20 protein-coding genes are annotated in these 20,661 nt (G+C 67.8%); 8 read left to right on the forward strand and 12 right to left on the reverse strand.

Annotated elements, in window-relative coordinates; genetic code table 11:
* Positions 1 to 14: 14 nt before the first annotated feature.
* The 5 genes from kynU to XcuCFBP2542_RS00770 all read left to right on the forward strand — a co-directional run bounded on the left by kynU (position 15) and on the right by XcuCFBP2542_RS00770 (position 5,881).
* Positions 15 to 1,289 carry a kynureninase gene (kynU, locus tag XcuCFBP2542_RS00750; protein ID WP_104601719.1) on the forward strand — a complete coding sequence of 425 codons (1,275 nt, stop codon included), beginning with the start codon at positions 15 to 17 and terminating at the stop codon, positions 1,287 to 1,289.
* Positions 1,290 to 1,461: 172 nt separating this feature from the next.
* Positions 1,462 to 2,829, forward strand: coding sequence for an FAD-dependent oxidoreductase (locus tag XcuCFBP2542_RS00755; protein ID WP_104601720.1), 1,368 nt, complete (start codon positions 1,462 to 1,464; stop codon positions 2,827 to 2,829).
* 141 nt (positions 2,830 to 2,970) lie between these two features.
* Entirely contained in the window at positions 2,971 to 4,416 is a 1,446-nt protein-coding gene (gene sbcB, locus XcuCFBP2542_RS00760; RefSeq protein ID WP_104601721.1) for an exodeoxyribonuclease I, read from the forward strand.
* The gene (locus tag XcuCFBP2542_RS00765) at positions 4,413 to 5,099 is read left to right on the forward strand and encodes a DUF2461 domain-containing protein (RefSeq protein WP_104601722.1); all 687 of its coding nucleotides are present in this window, start codon (positions 4,413 to 4,415) and stop codon (positions 5,097 to 5,099) included. The genes sbcB and XcuCFBP2542_RS00765 overlap by 4 nt, the downstream gene beginning before the upstream one ends.
* A gap of 215 nt (positions 5,100 to 5,314) precedes the next feature.
* Positions 5,315 to 5,881: a DUF2939 domain-containing protein gene (locus XcuCFBP2542_RS00770; RefSeq protein WP_104601723.1), complete on the forward strand. Its 567-nt coding sequence runs from the start codon at positions 5,315 to 5,317 to the stop codon at positions 5,879 to 5,881.
* 72 nt (positions 5,882 to 5,953) lie between these two features.
* On the opposite strand, the gene XcuCFBP2542_RS00775 is transcribed toward XcuCFBP2542_RS00770, so the two are convergent.
* From XcuCFBP2542_RS00775 to XcuCFBP2542_RS00805, 7 genes are all read right to left on the reverse strand, one after another.
* Positions 5,954 to 6,916, reverse strand: a complete 963-nt coding sequence (locus tag XcuCFBP2542_RS00775; RefSeq protein WP_104601724.1) for a 5'-nucleotidase — start codon at positions 6,914 to 6,916, stop codon at positions 5,954 to 5,956.
* 174 nt (positions 6,917 to 7,090) lie between these two features.
* A complete protein-coding gene (locus tag XcuCFBP2542_RS00780; protein ID WP_104601725.1) occupies positions 7,091 to 7,867 on the reverse strand; it encodes an NAD kinase in 777 nt (258 codons plus the stop codon).
* Between the two features lie 154 nt (positions 7,868 to 8,021).
* Positions 8,022 to 10,157, reverse strand: coding sequence for a bifunctional 23S rRNA (guanine(2069)-N(7))-methyltransferase RlmK/23S rRNA (guanine(2445)-N(2))-methyltransferase RlmL (gene rlmKL / locus XcuCFBP2542_RS00785; RefSeq protein WP_104601726.1), 2,136 nt, complete (start codon positions 10,155 to 10,157; stop codon positions 8,022 to 8,024).
* Between the two features lie 331 nt (positions 10,158 to 10,488).
* Positions 10,489 to 11,439 carry an SAM-dependent methyltransferase gene (locus XcuCFBP2542_RS00790; RefSeq protein ID WP_104601727.1) on the reverse strand — a complete coding sequence of 317 codons (951 nt, stop codon included), beginning with the start codon at positions 11,437 to 11,439 and terminating at the stop codon, positions 10,489 to 10,491.
* Positions 11,440 to 11,589: 150 nt separating this feature from the next.
* On the reverse strand, positions 11,590 to 12,096 hold the full coding sequence (locus XcuCFBP2542_RS00795) for a GNAT family N-acetyltransferase (protein ID WP_104601813.1): 507 nt from the start codon (positions 12,094 to 12,096) through the stop codon (positions 11,590 to 11,592).
* Positions 12,097 to 12,140: 44 nt separating this feature from the next.
* Complete coding sequence (locus XcuCFBP2542_RS00800) at positions 12,141 to 12,668, reverse strand: alpha/beta hydrolase (RefSeq protein WP_104601728.1); 528 nt, start codon at positions 12,666 to 12,668, stop codon at positions 12,141 to 12,143.
* The gene (locus XcuCFBP2542_RS00805) at positions 12,665 to 13,156 is read right to left on the reverse strand and encodes an MOSC domain-containing protein (RefSeq protein ID WP_104601729.1); all 492 of its coding nucleotides are present in this window, start codon (positions 13,154 to 13,156) and stop codon (positions 12,665 to 12,667) included. The genes XcuCFBP2542_RS00800 and XcuCFBP2542_RS00805 overlap by 4 nt, the downstream gene beginning before the upstream one ends.
* 23 nt (positions 13,157 to 13,179) lie before the next feature.
* Here XcuCFBP2542_RS00805 and XcuCFBP2542_RS00810 point away from each other — a divergent pair, with 23 nt between their 5' ends.
* Positions 13,180 to 13,755, forward strand: coding sequence for an N-acetylmuramoyl-L-alanine amidase (locus tag XcuCFBP2542_RS00810; protein WP_104601730.1), 576 nt, complete (start codon positions 13,180 to 13,182; stop codon positions 13,753 to 13,755).
* Positions 13,756 to 13,935: 180 nt separating this feature from the next.
* Here the strand turns inward: XcuCFBP2542_RS00810 and XcuCFBP2542_RS00815 are convergent, their stop codons facing one another.
* From XcuCFBP2542_RS00815 to XcuCFBP2542_RS00830, 4 genes are all read right to left on the reverse strand, one after another.
* Positions 13,936 to 14,880, reverse strand: coding sequence for a DUF1684 domain-containing protein (locus XcuCFBP2542_RS00815; protein WP_104601731.1), 945 nt, complete (start codon positions 14,878 to 14,880; stop codon positions 13,936 to 13,938).
* Between the two features lie 85 nt (positions 14,881 to 14,965).
* Complete coding sequence (locus XcuCFBP2542_RS00820) at positions 14,966 to 15,838, reverse strand: sulfurtransferase (RefSeq protein WP_104601732.1); 873 nt, start codon at positions 15,836 to 15,838, stop codon at positions 14,966 to 14,968.
* Positions 15,835 to 16,632: a CoA pyrophosphatase gene (locus tag XcuCFBP2542_RS00825; RefSeq protein ID WP_104601733.1), complete on the reverse strand. Its 798-nt coding sequence runs from the start codon at positions 16,630 to 16,632 to the stop codon at positions 15,835 to 15,837. The genes XcuCFBP2542_RS00820 and XcuCFBP2542_RS00825 overlap by 4 nt, the downstream gene beginning before the upstream one ends.
* Positions 16,633 to 16,749: 117 nt before the next feature.
* Entirely contained in the window at positions 16,750 to 17,448 is a 699-nt protein-coding gene (locus XcuCFBP2542_RS00830; RefSeq protein WP_104601734.1) for an FKBP-type peptidyl-prolyl cis-trans isomerase N-terminal domain-containing protein, read from the reverse strand.
* 322 nt (positions 17,449 to 17,770) lie between these two features.
* Between XcuCFBP2542_RS00830 and XcuCFBP2542_RS00835 the strand changes: the two genes are divergently transcribed.
* Positions 17,771 to 18,151 (forward strand): hypothetical protein, encoded by a 381-nt coding sequence (locus tag XcuCFBP2542_RS00835; RefSeq protein WP_104601814.1) that lies wholly within the window; start codon positions 17,771 to 17,773, stop codon positions 18,149 to 18,151.
* A complete protein-coding gene (gene nth, locus XcuCFBP2542_RS00840) occupies positions 18,148 to 18,840 on the forward strand; it encodes an endonuclease III (protein WP_104601735.1) in 693 nt (230 codons plus the stop codon). The genes XcuCFBP2542_RS00835 and nth overlap by 4 nt, the downstream gene beginning before the upstream one ends.
* 256 nt (positions 18,841 to 19,096) lie before the next feature.
* On the opposite strand, the gene XcuCFBP2542_RS00845 is transcribed toward nth, so the two are convergent.
* Complete coding sequence (locus XcuCFBP2542_RS00845; RefSeq protein ID WP_104601736.1) at positions 19,097 to 20,656, reverse strand: SulP family inorganic anion transporter; 1,560 nt, start codon at positions 20,654 to 20,656, stop codon at positions 19,097 to 19,099.
* Between the last annotated feature and the right edge of the window lie 5 nt (positions 20,657 to 20,661).

A 20,661-nucleotide genomic window follows, 5' to 3' on the forward strand; every position in this document is an offset into this window, starting at 1 on the left:
CCACTGCGAGCCCGATGACCACCGACTCCCTGTCCCGCTCCCACGCCGCAGCACTGGATGCCGCCGACCCGCTACGCGCGCTGCGCGAGGCCTTCGTGTTCCCGCAGCATGCCGGCGCGGACCAGACCTACTTCGTCGGTAATTCGCTAGGCCTGCAGCCGCGCAGCGCACGCGCGATGGTGAGCGAAGTGCTCGACCAGTGGGGCGCATTGGCGGTGGAGGGCCACTTCACCGGCCCCACCCAGTGGCTGACCTATCACCAGCTGGTACGCGACGGGCTGGCGCGCGTGGTCGGCGCGCAGCCTGGCGAAGTGGTGGCGATGAACACCCTCAGCGTCAACCTGCATCTGATGATGGCGAGCTTCTATCGCCCCACCGCCGAGCGGGGCGCGATCCTGATCGAAGCCGGCGCGTTTCCCTCCGACCGCCATGCGGTGGAGTCGCAGCTGCGGCTGCACGGGCTGGATCCGGCCACCCACTTGATCGAGGTGCAGGCCGACCAGGCCGATGGCACCCTGTCGATGGCCGCCATTGCGCAGGCCATTGCCAGCCATGGTCCACGGCTGGCAATGGTGCTGTGGCCCGGCATCCAGTACCGCTCCGGCCAGGCCTTCGATCTGGCCGAGATCGTGCGGCTGGCGCGTGCGCAAGGCGCGGCGGTGGGCTTCGACCTGGCGCATGCGGTGGGCAACCTCCCGCTGTCCCTGCACGACGATGGCGCCGATTTTGCGGTGTGGTGCCACTACAAATATCTCAACGCCGGCCCCGGTGCGGTGGGTGGCTGCTTCGTGCATGCGCGTCACGCCAGCAGCGATCTGCCACGCATGGCCGGCTGGTGGGGACACGAGCAGCAGACCCGTTTCCGCATGGACCCGCAGTTCGTGCCCTCCCCCGGCGCCGAAGGCTGGCAGCTGAGCAACCCACCGGTGCTGGCGCTGGCGCCGCTGCGCGCGTCGCTGGAGTTGTTCGACCAGGCCGGCATGGCCGCATTGCGCGCCAAGTCCGAACAGCTCACCGGCCATCTGGAACAGCTGATCCACGCGCGCCTGCCGCAAGTGCTGCAAATCGTCACCCCGGCCGAACCGGCGCGGCGCGGCTGCCAGCTGTCGCTGCGGGTGGCCGGCGGGCGCGCACAGGGACGCGCACTGTTCGAACATCTGCGGGCAGCCGGCGTGCTTGGCGACTGGCGCGAACCGGACGTGATCCGCATTGCGCCGGTGCCGCTGTACAACCGCTTCACCGATCTGCATACCTTTGTAGAGCAGGTGGAAGCCTGGGCCGCCACCTGAGCGCGGCAGGCTGACTAAAGCACCACCAGGCCGCGATGCCGGCACGCGGAATCACGGCATGCCCACGTACACTCCGAACCCCGCCCCTGGCTGATGCCAGGGCGGCCGCCATTGCCAGTGGCTGCCTCCCCCTTCTCGCCGGCACTGCGTCCGGCTGCTGCCGGACATTGCATTGAGCCCAGTCTCCCCTCGCTCCCTGACCCTGATCGGCGCCGGACTGGCCGGTAGCCTGCTGGCCATCCTGTTGTCGCAGCGCGGTTGGCAGGTCACCGTCTACGAACGCCGTGGCGACCCGCGCATCAAGGGCTACGAGTCCGGGCGCTCGATCAACCTGGCGCTGGCCGAACGCGGCCGCCACGCGCTGCGCCAGGCCGGTGCCGAAGACGCGGTGATGGCCAAGGCGGTGATGATGCGCGGGCGCATGGTGCACCCGGTCAGCGGACAGCCACAGCTGCAGCGCTACGGCCGCGACGACAGCGAGGTGATCTGGTCGATCCACCGCGCCGCCTTGAACGTTGCGCTGCTGGATCTGGCCGAACAGGCCGGCGCACGCGTGCACTTCTATCGTCGCCTGCACACGGTGGACTTCGATGCCGGCTACGCGCGCTTCATCGACGACCGCGACGACCAGCCGCACGAAATCCATTTCCAGAGCCTGATCGGCAGCGACGGGGCCGGCTCGGCGCTGCGCGCGGCGATGCAGCGCAAATCGCCGCTGGGCGAGCGCATCGAATTCCTGGATCACTCCTACAAGGAGCTGGAAATTCCGCCGCTGCCCGATGGCGGCTTCCGCATCGAACGCAACGCGCTGCACCTCTGGCCGCGCGGGCGCTACATGTGCATCGCGCTGCCCAACGATGGCGGCACCTTTACCGTCACCCTGTTCCTGCCCAACGCCGGCGAGCCCAGCTTCGCCACCACCCGCACCGGCGAAGAAGCGCATGCCCTGTTCGCCCGCGACTTCCCCGATGCGCTGCCGCTGATTCCGCAGCTGGAAGAACACTGGGAAGAACATCCGCCGGGCCTGCTCGGCACCCTGACCCTGGAGCGCTGGCATCTGGACAGCCGCGCATTGCTGATCGGCGATGCTGCGCATGCGATGGTGCCCTTCCACGGCCAGGGCATGAACTGCGCGTTCGAAGATTGCGTGGCGCTGGCCGAGCAGATGGATGCGCACGACGACATCGGCAGCGCGTTCGCTGCGTTCGAGGCCGCGCGCCGCGACGATGCCGCCGCGATCCAGCAGATGGCGCTGGAGAACTACCTGGAAATGCGCGACCGCGTGGGCGATGCCAACTTCCTGCTGCAACGCGCACTCGAACAGCAATTGCAGGCGCGCTGGCCTACTCGCTTCGTGCCGCACTACACCATGGTGACCTTCCTGCGCACGCGTTATTCGATCGCGTTGGCGCGCAGCGAGATCCAGCGCGAAATCCTGGTCGAGGCCACGCGTGGGCACAACGACCTGTCGCGGATCGACTGGGCCGCGCTGGAGACGGTGGTGCATGCACGCCTGCAGCCGCTGGACGGCGCGCACTGAGGCTAGCCGGGAACTGCAAGCCGGCGCGCAGCGACAGCCCGCGCACTGCCGCGCCTCAGCGTGCGGGCACGGCGATGAGGGATACTAGCGGCCACTGGCGGCGCATACGCCGTGCGCCGCGGATCCGGAGATCGCCACCGCATGCCTGACAGCTTTCTCTTCTACGACCTGGAAACCTTCGGCCAGGACCCGCGCCGCACCCGCATTGCGCAGTTCGCGGCCGTGCGTACCGATGCGCAGCTGCGCGTGATCGAAGAGCCGATCAGCTTCTTCGTGCAGCCCGCCGACGACCTGCTGCCCTCGCCCTACGCCACCATGGTCACCGGCATCACGCCGCAGCATGCGCTGCGCGAAGGCGTGACCGAAGCCGAAGCGTTCGCCCGGATCGCCGAGCAGATGAGCCGCCCGCAGACCTGCACGCTGGGCTACAACTCGATCCGCTTCGACGATGAGTTCGTGCGTTGCGGTCTGTTTCGCAATTTCTACGACCCGTACGAGCGCGAGTGGCGCGGCGGCAATTCGCGCTGGGACCTGCTGGATGTGCTGCGCCTGGTGCATGCCTTGCGCCCGGACGGCATCGTCTGGCCGCAGCGCGAGGACGGCGCCACCTCGTTCAGGCTGGAACATCTGGCCAATGCCAACGACGTGCGCCAGGGCGATGCGCATGAAGCCTTATCCGACGTGTACGCCACCATCGGCATGGCGCGCAGGTTCCAGCAGCACCAGCCGAAGTTGTGGGACTACGCGCTGCGCCTGCGCGACAAGCGCTTTGCCGCCACGCTGCTGGATGTGATCGCCATGCAGCCGGTGCTGCACATCTCCCAGCGTTATCCGGCCTCGCGCCTGTGTGCGGCCGTGGTGTTGCCGCTGACCCGCCATCCACGCATCGACAGCCGGGTGATCGTGTTCGATCTGGACGGCGACCCGGAAGTGCTGTTGCGGCTGAGCCCCGACGAGATTGCCGACCGGCTGTATATCCGCGCTGCCGACCTGCCCGAGGGCGAACAACGCATTCCGCTGAAAGAAGTGCATTTGAACAAATCGCCCGCGCTGGTGGCCTGGCAACACCTGCGCGCGGCGGATTTTCAGCGCCTGGGTGTCGATCACGACGCGGTCGTGGCCAAGGCAGCGCGGTTGCGTGAACTTGGCCCGGCGCTGGCCGAGAAAGTGCGCCAGGTCTACGGTAACGAGCGCGCGGCAGCAGCGGCGGTCAACGATGCCGACGCCTCGCTTTACGATGGATTCCTGGCCGAAGGCGACAAGCGTCTATTGGCCCAGGTGCGCGCCAGCGCGCCCGCCGAATTGGGCGCGCTGGAAGCGCGGTTCCGCGACCCGCGCCTGGTCGAGCTGCTGTTCCGCTACCGCGCGCGCAACTGGCCGCAGACGCTGTCGTTCGCCGAACTCGACCGCTGGAATACCTACCGCCGCCAGCGCCTGCTCGAAGACCACGGCCTGGGCGAGGTGACGCTGGCGCAGTACCACGCGCAGATCGCGGATTTACGGCTTGCTCACCCCGACGATGCTACCAAGCAAGCCCTACTCGACCAGCTCGCCGCCTGGGGTTCGGACCTCCAACGCACGCTATGACCAGCTATTTTTCCGACGCCAGTTTCAAGTTCCTGCGCGCCCTGGCCCGCCACAACGACAAGACCTGGTTCAACGACCACCGGCACCAGTACGAGGCGCATGTGCGCCAGCCGTTCCTGCAGCTGATTACGGACCTGCAACCGGCCCTGGCGCAGGTCAGCGACCATTATCGTGCCGACCCCAGGACTCAGGGCGGCTCGCTGTTTCGCATCTACCGCGATGCGCGCTTTTCCAACGACAAATCGCCGTACAAGAACTGGCAGGGCGCGCGGCTGTTCCATGCGCGGCGGCGCGAAGTCCCAGCGCCCTCGTTCTACATCCATCTGCAGCCGGGCGAGAGCTTCGTCGGCGCAGGCCTGTGGCATCCGGAACCGGACACCCAGCGCAAGCTGCGGCAGTTCATCTTCGACAACCCTGGTAGCTGGAAAGCGGCCGCGCACGACCCCAAGCTGCGCCGCAAGTTCGCGCTGGACGACAGCGAAAAGCTGGTGCGCGCACCGCGTGGCTTTCCCAACGATTTCGAGTTCATCGACGATCTCAAGCATCGCAACTGGGCCTATCTGCGCCACCTGGACGACGCCGTCATGACCGGGCCACGCCTGCGCCAGACCATCGAGGCGGACCTGGTGACCCTGGCGCCGTTCGTCGATTACCTGTGTGCGGCGCTGGATCTGGAATTCTGAGGTGGCAGGCGAGACGAACAGTCGCTCGCCTGCACCTGCGACGCGTTATCGGCAACGCCCATCGCGCCCGGGTGCGCTCCTACATCCTCCCGTAGGAGCGCACCCGGGCGCGACCAGGCATTCCCGGTGAGGCAGGATGACCTGCGCGATTCATCCCACGCCAACATCGGCCGGCTGCGCGCTGGCACCTCCCACATGGCAACCGAGTGCGAACGATGAAACAGCGTTGGTGGTTAGTGCCCTTGGCAATGGTGGTCCTGCTGGCCAGCTATGTGGTGGCCGGACCGTATCTGGCCATCCGTGGCATCAGCCAGGCCATTGCCGAGCGCGATGCCGCACAGCTGGACCGCTACGTGGACTTTCCCAGCCTGCGCGTGAACCTCAAGGCGCAGCTGGACGATTACCTGGTGCGCCAGGCCGGTAGCGGGCTGCAAGCGAGCCTGCTCGGCGGCTTCGCTCTGCAACTGGCCAGCGGCATCAGCAGCGCTGGCGTGGATACCCTGGTGACCCCGCTGGGCATCGGCGCACTGCTGCAAGGCCATAGTGTGTGGAATCGCATGATCGGCGAGACCGTCAGCGCCGATACCTATGCGGCGCCGGCACCGGCGCGCCCGCTGCAGGGCGCCAGCCAACGCTTCGAATCCACCCGCCGCTTCACCGCCACCACGCAGACCGCAGCCGGGGCACCGGTCGTGTTCGTGCTGACCCGCCAGGGCCTGCGCTGGCGGCTGACCGATATCCAGCTGCCGCTGACCGACGCCACCTCACCGCCAGCGCGGTGATGCGTGGCGTGACCCGCCGTCACCGGTTGCGCACAAGGCACGCGGCGCAGTGATAGCGGCCCTACAGGCGCATCAACCCGGCGGATCGTTGGCCACGCCATGCGGCACATGACCGGCCGCCACATGCTGATGCTGACGTGCGCTGTCGATGTTGTGCTGCGAATCGTCGAAGAAGATATCCGCGCCGAAGGCTTCCAGGAACGGGCCCTTGTGGCGGCCGCCGAGAAACAGTGCTTCGTCCAGGCGCACGCCCCACTCGCGCAAGGTACGGATCACCCGCTCGTGTGCCGGCGCCGAACGCGCGGTGACCAGCGCGGTGCGGATCGGCGAGGCTTCGCCGGGTGGGAACGCGGCCTGCAGCGTATGCAGTGCCGCGAGAAAATTGCGGAACGGGCCCACCGACAACGGCTCGCGCGCACGTTCGCGCTCATGCCGCCCGAAGGCTTCCACGCCCTGCTCGCGCGAGATGCGTTCGCTCTCGTCGCCAAAGATCACCGCGTCACCGTCGAAAGCGATGCGCAACTGCGTGGACAGCCGGCTTTCGTCGTTGTCCACGATCGCTGCAGCCGCCTCCGCGCGTTCGCCCGGCGCACGCGGCATGATGGTGGCTGCGGCAATGCCATGGGTGAGCGCGCGTCGCACCGAGTCCGGGTTGGCCGACAGGAACAGGTCGGTACCGAACGGTTTGACGTATGGCCAGGTCGGCTCGCCGGAGGTGAAGGTGGCGCGCACGATGCCCAGGTTGTAATGCTGAATCGAATTGAAGATGCGCAAGCCGGTGTCGGCCGAATTGCGCGACAGCAGGATCACCTCCACGCGCGGGGTTTCTTCGGGCACGTCGTGGTTGAGCGCCAGTAGCTTGCGCACCACCGGAAACGCCACGCCCGGCTGCAGGATGTCGTCTTCGTGCTCGCGCTGGAACGCCGAATACGCCTCCACCCCGCTGGATTCGAACAAGGCATGGCCCTCTTCGAGATCGAACAGCGCGCGCGAGGTCACTGCGATGGTCAATAGCCTGGGGGAGTTGTCAGCCATTTTGGTGCCGGGAATGGGGAATGGGGAATGGGGAATCGGTAGAAGCAGTAACGCGAGATCGGGATTGCATCGGACATCCGTGCAGCATCGTAGTGTGTGCGTACACGTCTAACGCGCGCGTGCGGTGCCCGTGCCGTTGCCAATCGCCCATCTCCAGAGCCCCATCCCGGCCCCTCACACTGCAAACTGCTCGCTGAAGATGCGTTCTTCCAGGTTATGTTCCGGGTCGAACAGCAAGGTCACGCGGCGTTGCGTGGATTCGCGGATGGTCACTTCCACCACGTCACGGATCTCGTGCGAATCGGCGGTGACGCTGACCGGGCGCTTGTAGGGATCGAGCACGCGGAAGCGCACTTCGGTATCGGCCTTGAGGATGGCGCCGCGCCAGCGCCGCGGGCGATACGGCGCGATCGGCGTCAGCGCCAGCGTGTGCGAGCCCAACGGCAGGATCGGGCCATGCGCCGAATAGTTGTAGGCGGTGCTGCCAGCCGGGGTGGCCACCATCACGCCGTCGCCGATCAGCTCGGCAATGCGGGTCTGGCCGTTGAGGTCCACGCTCAGGTGCGCGGCCTGGCGGGTCTGCCGCAGCAGCGAGACCTCGTTGTAGGCCAGCGAGCCGGCACTGGTGCCCGATTCGGTCTGCACCTGCATTTCCAGCGGCCGCAGGTGGGCGGGTTCGGCGCGTTGCAGACGGGCCAGTAGATCGTCTTCGTTGTCGCGGTACTGGTTCATCAGGAACCCGACCGACCCCAGCTTCATGCCGAATACCGGTTTGTCGGCCGCACCGTGGCGATGCAGGGTCTGCAGCATGAAGCCGTCCCCGCCCAGGGCGCAGACCACCTCGGCCGTCTCCAGCGGATGATCGCCGTAGCGCTGCACCAGGCGCGCGCGCGCATTGGCTGCGGGCTCGGTCGGGCTGGCCAGGAAAGCGATACGGGGCGGTGCGGTCATCGTCGACTCCAGAACATGCGAATCAGCATACCGCAGCCCCGTGGCGGGCTTGGTGCCGCTGCGCCCTGCCCTCGCCTGCGCGGCCGTGATTGCGTGTTGGCAAACGATGCCGGCCAGCAACCTGCAACAGGCCGCACGACGGGCTGGCCTCGCCTCAGGCCGTCAACCGCCAAGCTCGGTGAATCCGCGCATGCCGCTCGAAATCCGGGTCGATGGTGCGCGGGCTGATCTCCTCGCACTGCGCAAACTCGGCCACGGCCGCCTCGTCCAGCTTGAAACGGCGGAAGTTGTTGGAGAAATACAGCACGCCGCCCGGCGCCAGCCGCGCCACCGCGGCACGCAGCAAGCGCACATGCTCGCGCTGGATATCGAAATCCTCGGCGCGCGCAGAGTTGGAGAAGGTCGGCGGATCGCAAAAGATCACGTCGAAATGCGCACGCTCGGCTTCCAGCCAGGCCAGCGCATCGGCCTGCACCAGCTTGTGCTTGCTGCCGGCCTGGCCGTTCAAGGCCAGATTATCGGCGCACCACTGCAGGTAGGTACCGGACAGATCCACGCTGGTGGTGGCGCTGGCGCCGGCCACCGCCGCTTCCACACTGGCCACGCCGGTGTAGCAGAACAGGTTGAGGAAACGCCGCCCCTTGGACTGCTGCGCCATGGTGCCGCGCAACGGGCGGTGATCCAGAAACAGGCCGGTATCCAGATAATCGAACAGGTTCACCCGCAGCAGCGCGCCGTGCTCGCGCACGTTGACGATTTCGTTGCGCTGCTCGAAGCGGCCGTACTTGCTGCCGCCCTTGCCGCGCTCGCGCGACTTCAGCGCCACCCGCTCGGCCGGCACCTCGAACACCTCGCGCGCCGCCGCCAGCAGTTCGCCCAGACGGCGGCGCACATCCGCCTCGGGAATGGTCGCCGGCGCAGCATATTCCTGCACATGCAGGAAGATGCGCCGGTCGCCATCGGCTTGCTGATACACGTCGATGGCAGCGGAATATTCCGGCAGGTCGGCGTCGTAGACGCGGAAGCACTCGATGCCTTCGCGCGCGCGCCACTTCTTGAACTTCTGCAGATTCTTGCGCAGCCGGTTGGCCACCATCTGCGCGCCTTCGCTGAGCGCGGTCGGCGCCGCCAACGGGGTGCGGCGCGGCACCGCGATCGGGTCGCAGACGATCAGCGCGCATTCGATGGCGCCATTGAACAGCTGGTATTTCTTGCCGGCACGCAATCCGGTGGCATAGGCCAGTTCGGCGTTGCCGCACAGCAGGCTGGCACGCCACTGCGGTACCACCCGTTGCAGGGTGTCGCCAAGCTTGCGATACAAGGCCGCATCGGCAGCCAGGCGCTCGTCGTAGGGCGGGTTGCACACCACCACGCCGGCAGCCTGCGGTGGGGTCTGCAGATCGCCGACCTCGCGCACGCCGAACCAGATCGCTTCGGCCACACCGGCCACCTGCGCATTCTCCTTGGCGGCGCGGATCGCGTGCGGGTCCATATCGCTGCCATGGATCACCTGCTTCAGCGCGGCACGCCCGGCGCTGTCGCGCTCGCGCGCCTGGTTCACCAACTGCTGCCAGCCCTCGCGGTCGAAGCCGCGCCAGCGGCTGGGCACATCGCTGCCATAGCGCTGCAGGCCGGGCGCCACGTCGGCGGCCATCAGCGCAGCTTCGATCAGCAAGGTGCCACTGCCGCACATCGGGTCCAGCAGGCCGCCGCCATCGGCATGGACGCGCGGCCAGCCGGCGCGCAGCAACACCGCCGCAGCCAGGTTTTCCTTCAACGGCGCCTCGTTCTGCGCCATGCGCCAGCCGCGCCGATGCAAGGGGCCGCCGCCCAGGTCCACCGAGATGGTGGCGCGGCCCTTGCGCAGCGACAGGTTCAGGCGCAGGTCCGGGCTTTCCACATCCACCGACGGGCGTTCCAGTCCCTGCCGGCGCATGGTGTCCACCACCGCGTCCTTGATCCGCTGCGCCGCGTAACGGGCGTGGGTGATGGCGGTGCCGGAGACGTGCGCATCCACCGACAGGGTATGCCCCACCGCCAGATGCTCGTGCCAGGGCAGCTCGGCGACACCGGCGTAGAGCGCGTCTTCGTCCGGGCAATCGAATTCGGTCAGCGGCCACAGCACCCGGCTGGCCAGGCGCGACCACAGCACGGCGCGCTGCGCATCGCGCAACTGGCCTTCGACGTTGACGCCGGAAATGGTGGCGGTGGCCTTGCTGGCACCGAGCGTCAGCAGCTCGTCGGCAAGCAGATATTCCAGGCCTTTGGCACAGGATGCGAAGAATTTCACGTGGGCAGGTATCGATCAAGACGCTGGCCGCAGTGGCGAGCGTGGGAGCAGGACGGCGGGACGGCGCCCGCAAGGGCAATGCCGTGGCCGTGGACGGGCGCAAATGGTCGGCCATCGGGGCCGGCATTACCACCCCCGCCGGCCGCATTGCCCATTGCACGGCTCACCAGCGCGCCGCGATCGCCGTCCGGCACTCCCTGCAATCCGGCCCAATCCCCCGCCACACCCTGGAGTGCAGGGGCCTGGCAGCGGCACGTCGCCCGACACCGGCTCCGCGCATCCGCACGCCTGCCGTCGTTGCCGCAGGCGTGCAGGCCTGCGGCCGCCCCGCTCAGCCGTGGGCAGGCTTGTGCGCGATGACGGTGGGAAAGAGGCTGGCGCGATCCTCGATGAAACGGATGTCGGTAAAGCCCGCGCTCTCCAGTTGCGCTCGCGTTTGCGCGTGTGTACGGAACGATGCCCAGCGCGCCTGCACGATGTCGACGAAGATCTGGCTCTGCAGTGCCAACGCCGCCGGGTCGATCAATGCCATCTGCCATGGCGACTGCGCGCACAGGCTGGGGGGTGGCGTCAGGAAACTGGTCAGCAACGTGCCGCCCGGCCGCAACTTGTGGAAGAACGCGCCATACAGCGCGATCACGCGCGCGTCGTCCGGTTCGTAGAGATTGAGCCCGTTACTGGTCAGCACGTCCACGCTATTGGCATCGCCCTGCGTCCATGCGTCTTCCAGCCGTAGCGACAGCTGCCCCTCCAGCCCGTGCCGGCGCGCCAGTTGCAATGCACCTTCCAGCGCCTGCGGGTCCAGGTCGATGCCGAGCAACTGCACCTCCGGACAGTGCCGGTAATCCAGGCTCAGCACGTCACCCATCCAGCCGCAGGGGACCGAGGCCAGCGTCATGCCAGGCCGCAGCAGGGCCTGCAACTGCGCACGGAAAATGCCGAACCGCTCACGCGTGGCGAGCACGGCCGGGAGTGTCTCGAACAGGGCGTATTCCAGTGCCGGCGTGGTGTCCGGCGCCAGACTGCCTGGCGGGTGCGTCACCAGACGATGGGTCCAGGCCGCGTCCAGCCCGCGGTTGCGGAGCAGGAACCGGCCCAGCTCCACCGCCCATAGCGCATCGAGCAACTGCAGCAGGCGCTCCACGTCCGCCGCGGACCGCGCCGGGTCCTGGCCGAGTCGCGCCTTGATCGAGGCGAGCAGGGTCGCATCGTCGTGCGGCAGGTCGCCCGCGTGCGAAATCAGGCGCGCCTGCGGCGGCACCGCTTGCTGGTCATGTTGCATCGTTCACCTCGTCTAGCGTTCATCGCGATCGATTGACCATGATGACGGCTGACGCAAGCCGCGACGGTGCCCAGGGCGATGCAGGATGCCGGCGAACGAACGCGAACGACAGGCTGCGCGGAAAGGCCCCGGGCAAGCCACGCGCACGGCTCAACCCAGCCCGAATGCCGGGTGGTAGGTCACATCGGCCAGTGGCACCAGCCGGTCGCCGAACGCCAGCGCCTGCACCGTCGATGCCGGCACATCCGGCATGCCCAGGCCCGGCTCGACGGCGAATCCGAAACGGCGGAAGAAGCCGGGCTCGCCATCGACCACGCAGCCGGCCGCGCCACGCTCGCGCAAGCTCGCCAGGGCCGCGCGCACCAGGCGCGTGCCCAGTCCCTGATGCTGATGGCCCGGGCCAACGGCCAGTGGCCCCAGCGCGAACCAGCCGGAGGATCCATCGGACAAGGCCACCGGCGACACCGCCAGATGCCCCACCACATAGCCGTCGTGGTCGGCCACCAGCGACAACGCCAGCGCCGCCGCGTTGCGCAACTCGGCGATCACCTGATGCTCGTCGTGACGGCTGTGCTCGGCGCGCATGAAGGCCACCATGGTCAGCACTTCGATGGCCGCCGCGTCGTCCGCGCTCGCCTCGCGGATCAGCACCGCCAGTGGTGCTGCTGCCTGCGCAGGCGGCAGGTCGTCGGCGTCGTGCATCACAGGTCCTGCAGCAGGTCGGCAAACGCGCGCGTCGCGGTCTCCACGTGCGCGCCAAGGCGATGCCCGTCGTCGACCAGCAACAGCCGCGCCGCACGCGCCTGTGCCCAGGCGATCACCTCAGCCGCAGGAATGAGTTCGTCATGCCAGGCATGCACGATCGAGATCGGCACTGCCGCGGCATCCAGCGCCGGCAACGGTCCCATTCGGGTCGGTGGCACCATCAGGAACAGCCCGCGCACCGGCACCTGCAAGGATACTTGCGCGGCGATGTAGGCCCCCAGGCTGGAACCGGCCAATACCAATGGCCCCTTGGCGGCGGCGGCGCGCGCCACCTCCAGCAATCGCTGCAGCCGCCCACGCACGTCGCCCAACTGGCCCAGATCGCGGCGTGCATCCAGATCGGTGAAATCGGGCCGCTCGTGCGTCCAGCCCAGCCGCTGTGCCGCCTCGGCCAGGGCGGTGACCTTCAAGGCCTCCGGACCGCTCTCGAACCCGTGCGCCAGGATGCAGTGACCGCGGCTCATAGCGCCTGCACCACATCGCCCAGCCGCAGCACGCCGCCCCGCAGGATGCGCGCGCACAAGCCGCCGTGCCCGCGCATCGCGTTGTAGCCGCCCGCACCCAGCGCGTCTTCCATGCGCGAACAGGGATCGCACGGATCGGTGCCTTCCAGTTCCACCTCGCCAATGCGGAACCGCCGCCCCTTCAACGCGATCAACGCAATCCCGCTGACCACCAGGTTGCGTCGCAGCGTGGCCGGCGCGATCGTCGCATGCCCGGCCAACGCCGCGATCACCGGCAGATGCTCGGCCTGGATCAGGGTGACACCGCGCTTGCCGCTGCCGCCCTTGTAGCGATCGCCGACCAATCCGATGCCGGTGGTGGCCTGCGCTGCGTCCACCTCCAGCATTGCCACATCACGCGCCGGACGCACGCCGATCCAGGTCACCTGACCGGTCTGCGGCAGCGTTGCCATCAATTTGCCCAGGGGGCTGTCGGGATTCAAAGCCATCGTCGAATGCTAGCATTCGCTGCATGTCCGATGCCGTCCTGCCGTCGCCCCCGATCACCTACGCGCCGTTGCCCTATGAATCTCGACTGGCCCGCCGCGCGCTCGACCGGATCGACATGGTGGTCATCCATTGCACCGAACTACCGGACATGGCCATGGCGCGCGAATACGGCGAGCGCGTGCTCTACGACAGCGGCACCGGCAACAGCGGGCATTACTACATCGACCGCAATGGCAGCATCCAGCAGTACGTGGCGCTGGAGCGCGTGGCGCACCATGTGCGCGGCCACAATCCGCATACGCTGGGCATCGAACTGGTCAACCGTGGCCGTTATCCGCACTGGCTGGATTCGCGTCATCAGCTCATGCACGAAGCCTACCCGGATGCACAGATCGCCACGCTGGTCACGCTGCTGCAGTGGTTGCAGCAACAGCTGCCCTCGGTGCGCTGCATTGCCGGCCATCAGGAGCTGGATACCACGCTGGAAGCGGCCAGCGACGATCCGGCCTGCAAGATCCAGCGCAAGCTCGACCCCGGCCCGTTGTTCCCGTGGTCGCGCATCGAAGCGGCGGTGGCTTGGTCGCATCGCACGCGCTGAGGCTGGCGCTGCCGCAACGCCGACGTGGCTGGCGGGTACCGGATGCCTGCACGCACTTGCGCTGCATCGTGCACGCGGCAACCTTGCCGTCCCGGGTGCCATTCGGCCGACGCGCGACCGCGCTGCCGATGATGCCCGCGCGATGAGCCGGCAGCCCGCGTGAACCGCCTTGGTGGCCGCTCAGGGTTCAGCCGGGCGGTAGGTGGTTTCGCCCGCACTCACCGCAACCGCCAGGCGATTTTCCAGTGGCGCGATCGGGCACACCACATGCGGGGTGAAGGCGCAGGGCGGGTTTTCGGCCAGATTGAAATCCAGCACCACCTCACCATCGCGCGGCAGTGCGGTGGTCAGATAACGTGCGCCGCCGTAGCTGTCCTTGCCGCTGGTGCGGTCGGCGAACAGGAACACCAACCCGCCACCGTCCTGCGCGATCGGCTGCAGCCGGTAGTGGCGGCCGTCGCGCGCGAACACCGCTTCACCCGGCACCTGCACCGTCAGCGTGGTCCCGATCGAGGTCAGCAAGGTGGTGGTGCGCGCAGGCACATATGGCTGCCAGTGCGCGCGCACGCGCCAACGCGGGTCGGTCGGAAAATACTCCAGCCCGTCGAACCGGCTCAATGCCGGCGCCCGTGGATCGCGCAACCGCCAACCGAACGCGTTGCCGGTCTGCACCAGGAAGAACTGCCGTTGCTCCAGATCCAGCCGATCGCCGCGTTGCCCCGCCCGCTCCGGCCGCAATCCGGCAACCTGCACCGGCTGCCCATTGAGTGCCACCACCGCGCCGGGCGCCACCCGAAAGCGCGCGTGGCCATGCGCGTCTAGGGTCAGTTGCCCCAGCTGCGCGGGCCCGGCCGGCAGCACGATGTCGTTGCCCGCATCGCTGCCCACCCGGTAGCGGCCCGGCTGCACGCGACCGGATCCCACCAGGCTCAGCCAGCCATCGGGTGTGCGCAGCCGCTCCACGCGCTGCGCGCGGGCAACGTGCAGTGCCTGCTGGTAACCGGAGGGCACGTCGCGGAGCCGGCTCTGCGGCGGGTTGCCAGCGTCCGCCGTCGACCCGGCCGTGCATGCCGCCATCGACCACAGCGCTCCCCACACGACGCATGCCCGCCATTGCAGCCACATGTGCTTTACCACCGCAAGAAACCGCGCTGCGCGCAGTGCACCCACCGTTGGGCAGGCCACCGTCCCGGCGGCCATTGTGCACGGCTCAGCCCGCCATTTCGACCGGGCGCGATGGCTCCTGCAGCCAACCGCTCCACGAACCGGCATACACGCGGGCACCGGGCAGGCCGGCCACCTCCAGCGCCAGCAACAGATGGCAGGCGGTCACGCCCGACCCGCACATCACCACCACCTGACCGGGCCGGTAGTGGCCCAGCAGCGCCGACAGCTCGGCGCGCAACGCATCGGCCGGCTTGAAGCGGCCATTGTCGATGCTCAGCCCCAGCGGACGATTGAGCGCGCCGGGCACGTGCCCGGCGACCGGATCGATCGGCTCTACCTCGCCGCGGAAGCGCTCGGCGGCCCGCGCATCCAGCAGCCAGCCTGGCGCCTGCTGCAGCCGTGCCTGGACCTGCTCGGCCGTCACCACCGCATCGGCATCGAAACTGCCCGGATAGGCGGGAGCCTGGCGCAACGCCGGCGGCTCGGTGGTCTCCGCCAGGCCTGCGGCGCGCCAAGCGGCCAGCCCACCATCCAGTACCGCCACGCGGCGGTGGCCCATCAGCCGTAGCATCCACCAGGCGCGCGCGGCGGCCATGCTGCCATCGCCCGCGTCGTAGACCACCACCTGGCTCTCCGGATCGATGCCCCATGCGCCCAGGCGGCTGGCGAAGTCGGCACTGTGCGGCAACGGATGCCGCCCCTGCCCGGGCCGCGACAGATCGGCCAGGTCATGGTCCAGATCCACGTAGTGCGCACCGGGCAGATGCCCCTGCGCGTAGGCCTTGCGGGCGGCTCCCGGGTCCGGCGCGGTCGGCGGCGCGGCGCGCGCGTCCAGCAAACGCAGCTGCGGATGCGACAAGGCGTCCGCCAGCGTGGCGCCGTCCACCAACGTGGTCCAGTTCGGCTCTGAATTCATGCAACCTGCTCCAGGCGACGACGAAGATTGAGAAGAATGGCGGCGGTGGCGCCCCAGATGCGTTGCCCGGGCCAATCGTATTCGAGCACGCGCCGCGGCCGCCCGCGGAATTCCAGCTCCACGCTGCGCAGGTTGTCTGCATCCATCAGGTAGGCCAGCGGCACTTCGAACACCTCGGCCACTTCGTCCGGCTGCGGCACCGCCACGAACGCGGGGTCGATCACCGCCACCACCGGCGTCACCCGAAACCCGCTGACGGTCAGGAACGGGTCCAGATAGCCCAGCGCGTGCGCCTGCCGGGCACCCAGCGCGATCTCCTCGCAACTCTCGCGTAACGCGGCGCCGGCCGCATCGGCGTCGGAGGGTTCGATCCTGCCACCCGGAAAGCTGACCTGCCCGGCATGATGGCGCAGGCTGTCGGTGCGCCGGGTCAGCAACACCGTGGTGCCCTGCGCACGCGGTACCAGGCCGCACAGCACCGCCGCTTCGGCGCAGGCGCCGCCTTCGCTCAGGTCGATCAGTTCGGCATGGTTCCAGCCAGGCCCGTCGGGTGCGGTGTCCAGCGGGTACAGCGCGCGCCGCAGGTGCGCGTATTCGGCCAGCGACGCCACCAGGGCACGCGCGGGCAGCACGGTGTGCAACAACTCATGGCGTTCGGTGTCGCTCATGCTCATCCAGCGGGCAATTTCATCCAGGCTGCGCAGGCAGCCGACGCAGTGCGACTGCGCGTCTAATGAACATACACCGATACAGGGGCTGGGCAGCTGCGCACTGGCCGAATCGGTGTCGCTCATCGCTCGCTCCTGCCAGCCTGGTTCGGGTTGTGCATCGCTCTGCTCGCGTTTGTCTGCCGGACTGAAACGACAACGCCGGCCTGGTGGCCGGCGTTGTCACTGCAACAACAAACGCGATTACTTCACGCTGACCAGCTTGATCTCGAACTGCACGGCCACGTTCGGCGGGAACGGCGTGCGCGGGTCGGCGCCATAGGCCTGTTCCGGCGGCAAGGTCACTTCCCACTTGGAGCCGGCCGGCATCTGCAGCAGGGTTTCGCGCATCGCCTTCATTTCGACTTCGCTGACCTTGATGGCCGGGATCTGCTGAGCCGGACGCGCCTTCTCACGGTCGCCGAAGGGGAACGGACCAGCCACTTCCAGCTGCACGGTGCTCGCCTGGGTCGGCTTGGCACCCTTGCCGGCTTCGATCACGCGGTACTGCACGCCGCTGGGCAGGCTCTGCACACCAGCGGTGCCCTTGTTCTTGGCCAGGAACGCATCGCTCTTGGTCTTGTTGGCGGCGGCGGCCTTGTCGTACTCGGCCTTGGCTTGCTGGGCACGGCCCTGCTCGCGCTTCTGGAACGCTTCGACGGCCGGCTTCAGCTGGTCGGCGGTGATGGCCGGCTGCTTCTTGGCGTAGGCGTCCTGCAGGCCCTTGACCACCGAATTGATGTCCAGCTGCTCGCCGCGACCGGTGAGTTCGGCAAGGTTGTTGCCGTAGTCGTAACCGAAGTAATAGCTCAGCTTGCCCTTTTCGGACGTCGTGTCCTGGGCCACTGCATTGCCCGTCAGGGCCAGGGCCGCCACGGCGACCGCGATAGAACGCAACTTCATCAAACAATTCTCCAGGGTGGTGGCACAGGACGGGGCTGCCGCCTGAGATGACGCGCTAGGATAGCGGCCGCGATAGCGAACCGCTACTGATCGCGAAAGCTAGGACCAGCAAGGCTTTCAGAAGTTCCGTATTTACTATTTTTTTACGTTTGCAAGAGGTTTCGATGTCCACCGACGCCATGTTGACCGCCGACCACGCCACTGTCCGGACCAGCACGGTCAATCGGCCATACACATTGGATGCCTGCTCCAGCCACACTACGCGGGCGCGGGACCAGATCGCAAAGCGTCTTGCGCAGTTCCGCCCCCAGTGAGCGCCGCCATGCTGCCCGACCCCACCCCCTCACCGCATCCGCTGTGCCTGCAGTTGTTCGACTGCGTGCAGGCCGATGACCTCGATCGCGCCCTGGCGCTCGGCTTGATGGAGTACCGGCCCGAGCCGCCGGACGACGCCTGCGATCCGGCGGCCATGCAGAGGGTGGCGGCCGTGCTGGCGGCGCAGCAACGCCTGCGCGATGCCTGGGCGGCGCGTGAGCGCTACCGCGCGCGCGCCGTGCGCCTGCAGCGGCGTGCCGCAGAACGCGACGCCCGCCGCGCACCGCCGCCGCTTGCCAGCCAGCCGGCCGCCCCTGCGCTGCCGCCGTTGGCGGCGGCGATCCTGGCGCGCGCCAAGGCCAGGGCAGCCGGCGGGACCCGGTCATGAGCGCCGCGCGCCCGCTCGCTCCGGCACGCCGCCGCATGCGCAAGCCCGAGATCCAGGAAATGTTCGTGCGGCTGCGCGAGCTCAATCCGCACCCCACCACCGAGCTGGAATACACCACGCCGTTCGAATTGTTGATCGCCGTGTTGCTCTCGGCGCAGGCCACCGATGTTGGCGTCAACAAGGCCACGCGCAAGCTGTATCCGGTCGCCAATACCCCACGCGACATCCTGGATCTGGGCGAAGAAGGCCTGAAGCGCTACATCTCCACCATCGGGCTGTTCAACGCCAAGGCCAAGAACGCCATCGCCACCTGCCGCATCCTGCTGGAGCACTACGACGGCGAGGTGCCGCACGATCGTGCAGCGCTGGAGGCATTGCCCGGGGTCGGCCGCAAGACCGCCAACGTGGTGCTCAACACCGCCTTCGGCGAACCCACCATGGCGGTGGATACGCATATCTTCCGAGTCGCCAACCGTACCGGCCTTGCGCCTGGCAAGGACGTGCGCGTGGTGGAAGACCAGCTGGTCAAGGTCATCCCCGCAGAATTCCTGCACGACGCCCACCATTGGCTGATCCTGCACGGCCGCTATGTCTGCAAGGCGCGCAAGCCCGATTGCCCGGGCTGTGTGATCCACGACCTGTGCTGCTATCGCGACAAGACCCCGCCGGCCCCAGAGCGGCAGACATAAAAACCGAGGCGTGATGCAGCTACGGCGTCAGAACAAGCCCGCAGCAAGAAGACGGAGCAATAGAGACCCCCGATCCACATCCAGCAAACGCACGGCCGCATGCTTTTGCGATTCCCGATTCCCGATTCCCGATTCCCGATTCCCGATTCCCGGCCCAAAAAAAATCGCGACCGGATGATGCGTCTTACGGCGCCATGCATCATCCGGTCGCGACACACTGGACCCCGGCGCGTACGCCGGGGCTACAACAACAGCGTCAGGCCGCCTTGCGCGGCGCGTCCACCACCGCGCCTGCGGTCTTGGCCGTGCCTTCGACGCGGCGATCCAGCTCGTTCCAGTCCACCACCAGCTCGCATCCACGCGAGGCTGCATTCCGGCTCCAGTCGCGCAACAACTCGATGCAGGCGTGGTCCACGTGGTGCAACTTGGCCACATCCAGATGCAGTGCGGTGTTCGGCGGCACGCTTTCCAGCGTCCGCGCCATCGCCGGCACCTTCAGGAAGGTGGCCGAACCCTGCAGGGTCAGATGCATTTCGTCCTTCTTGTCGGCGTGCTCGCGCACTTCAACCTTCAGACGCGAAGAATGCAGCGCCAGGCGGAACAGCGACAGACCAAAGCCGATCAACACGCCGGTCAGCAGGTCGGTCGCCACGATCGCGAAGGTGGTGGCCAGGTAGATCGCCGCCGTTCCGCGGCCGTAGGTCGCCAGCTCCTTGACCTGCCCGATCTTGATCATCTTCACGCCCGTGTAGACCAAGATGCCGGCCAGACACGCCACCGGGGTCATCCGCAACAGCCACGGCAGCAGCATCGCGAACACCAGCAGCCAGCTGCCGTGCAGGATGGTCGAGGTGCGTGTGGCGGCACCGGCCTGCACGTTGGCGGCACTACGCACGATCACGCCGGTCATCGGCAACGCACCCAGGAAACCGCACAGCATATTGCCCACGCCCTGCGCCGCCAGCTCGCGGTCGTACTGCGTGCGAGCGCCCTGGTGCATGCGGTCCACCGCTGCCGCCGAGAGCAGGGTCTCGGCGCTGGCGATGAAGGCAAAGGTCACCGCCGACACCAGCAGGGTGTGATTGAACACCCCGAAGATGTCGGAGACGCTCGGGATGCTGATCGCGGAGAACAGGTTGCTCGGCACGTCGACACGATTGACGTTCAGACCCTGCAGCTGCGCCGTGGCGGTCACCGCAACCACCGCGATCAACGCACCGGGCAGGAAGCGCAGACGCTGCGGACGCAGCTTCTCCCACGCCAGGATGATGCCGATCGTCGCCAACCCCACGAACAGCGCGGTGCGCCCGGTACCTTCGCTGATGGCCTGCCACAGCACCGCAGGCAGCGCCGCGAAGTTTTCCAGACCACGCGCCTTGGGTGCCGCATCCATCAGCACATGCGCCTGCGAGGCCACGATCAGGATGCCGATACCCGACAACATGCCGGCCACCACGGCCGGCGAGGTCATCCGGAACCACACCCCTGCACGGCACAGACCGGCAATCAGCTGGATCGCACCGGCGACCAGGATCACCGGCCCCAGCGCCGCGGCGCCATGCTCACGGACCAGTTCGAACACCAACACAGCCAGGCCGGCGGCCGGCCCGCTCACCTGCAGAGGAGAGCCCGCCAGAAAGCCGACGACCAGACCACCGATGATGCCGGTAATCAAGCCGGCGGCCGGCGGCATGCCGGAGGCGATCGCGATGCCCATGCACAAGGGCAACGCGACCAGGAAGACCACGACCGACGCCAGCAAATCGCGCCCGAACAGTCCCTGGCGGAAATATCCGCCGATACCTGATGTGCTCATGATCG

This window comes from Xanthomonas cucurbitae (assembly GCF_002939885.1).
Classification (GTDB): Bacteria; Pseudomonadota; Gammaproteobacteria; order Xanthomonadales; family Xanthomonadaceae; genus Xanthomonas; species Xanthomonas cucurbitae.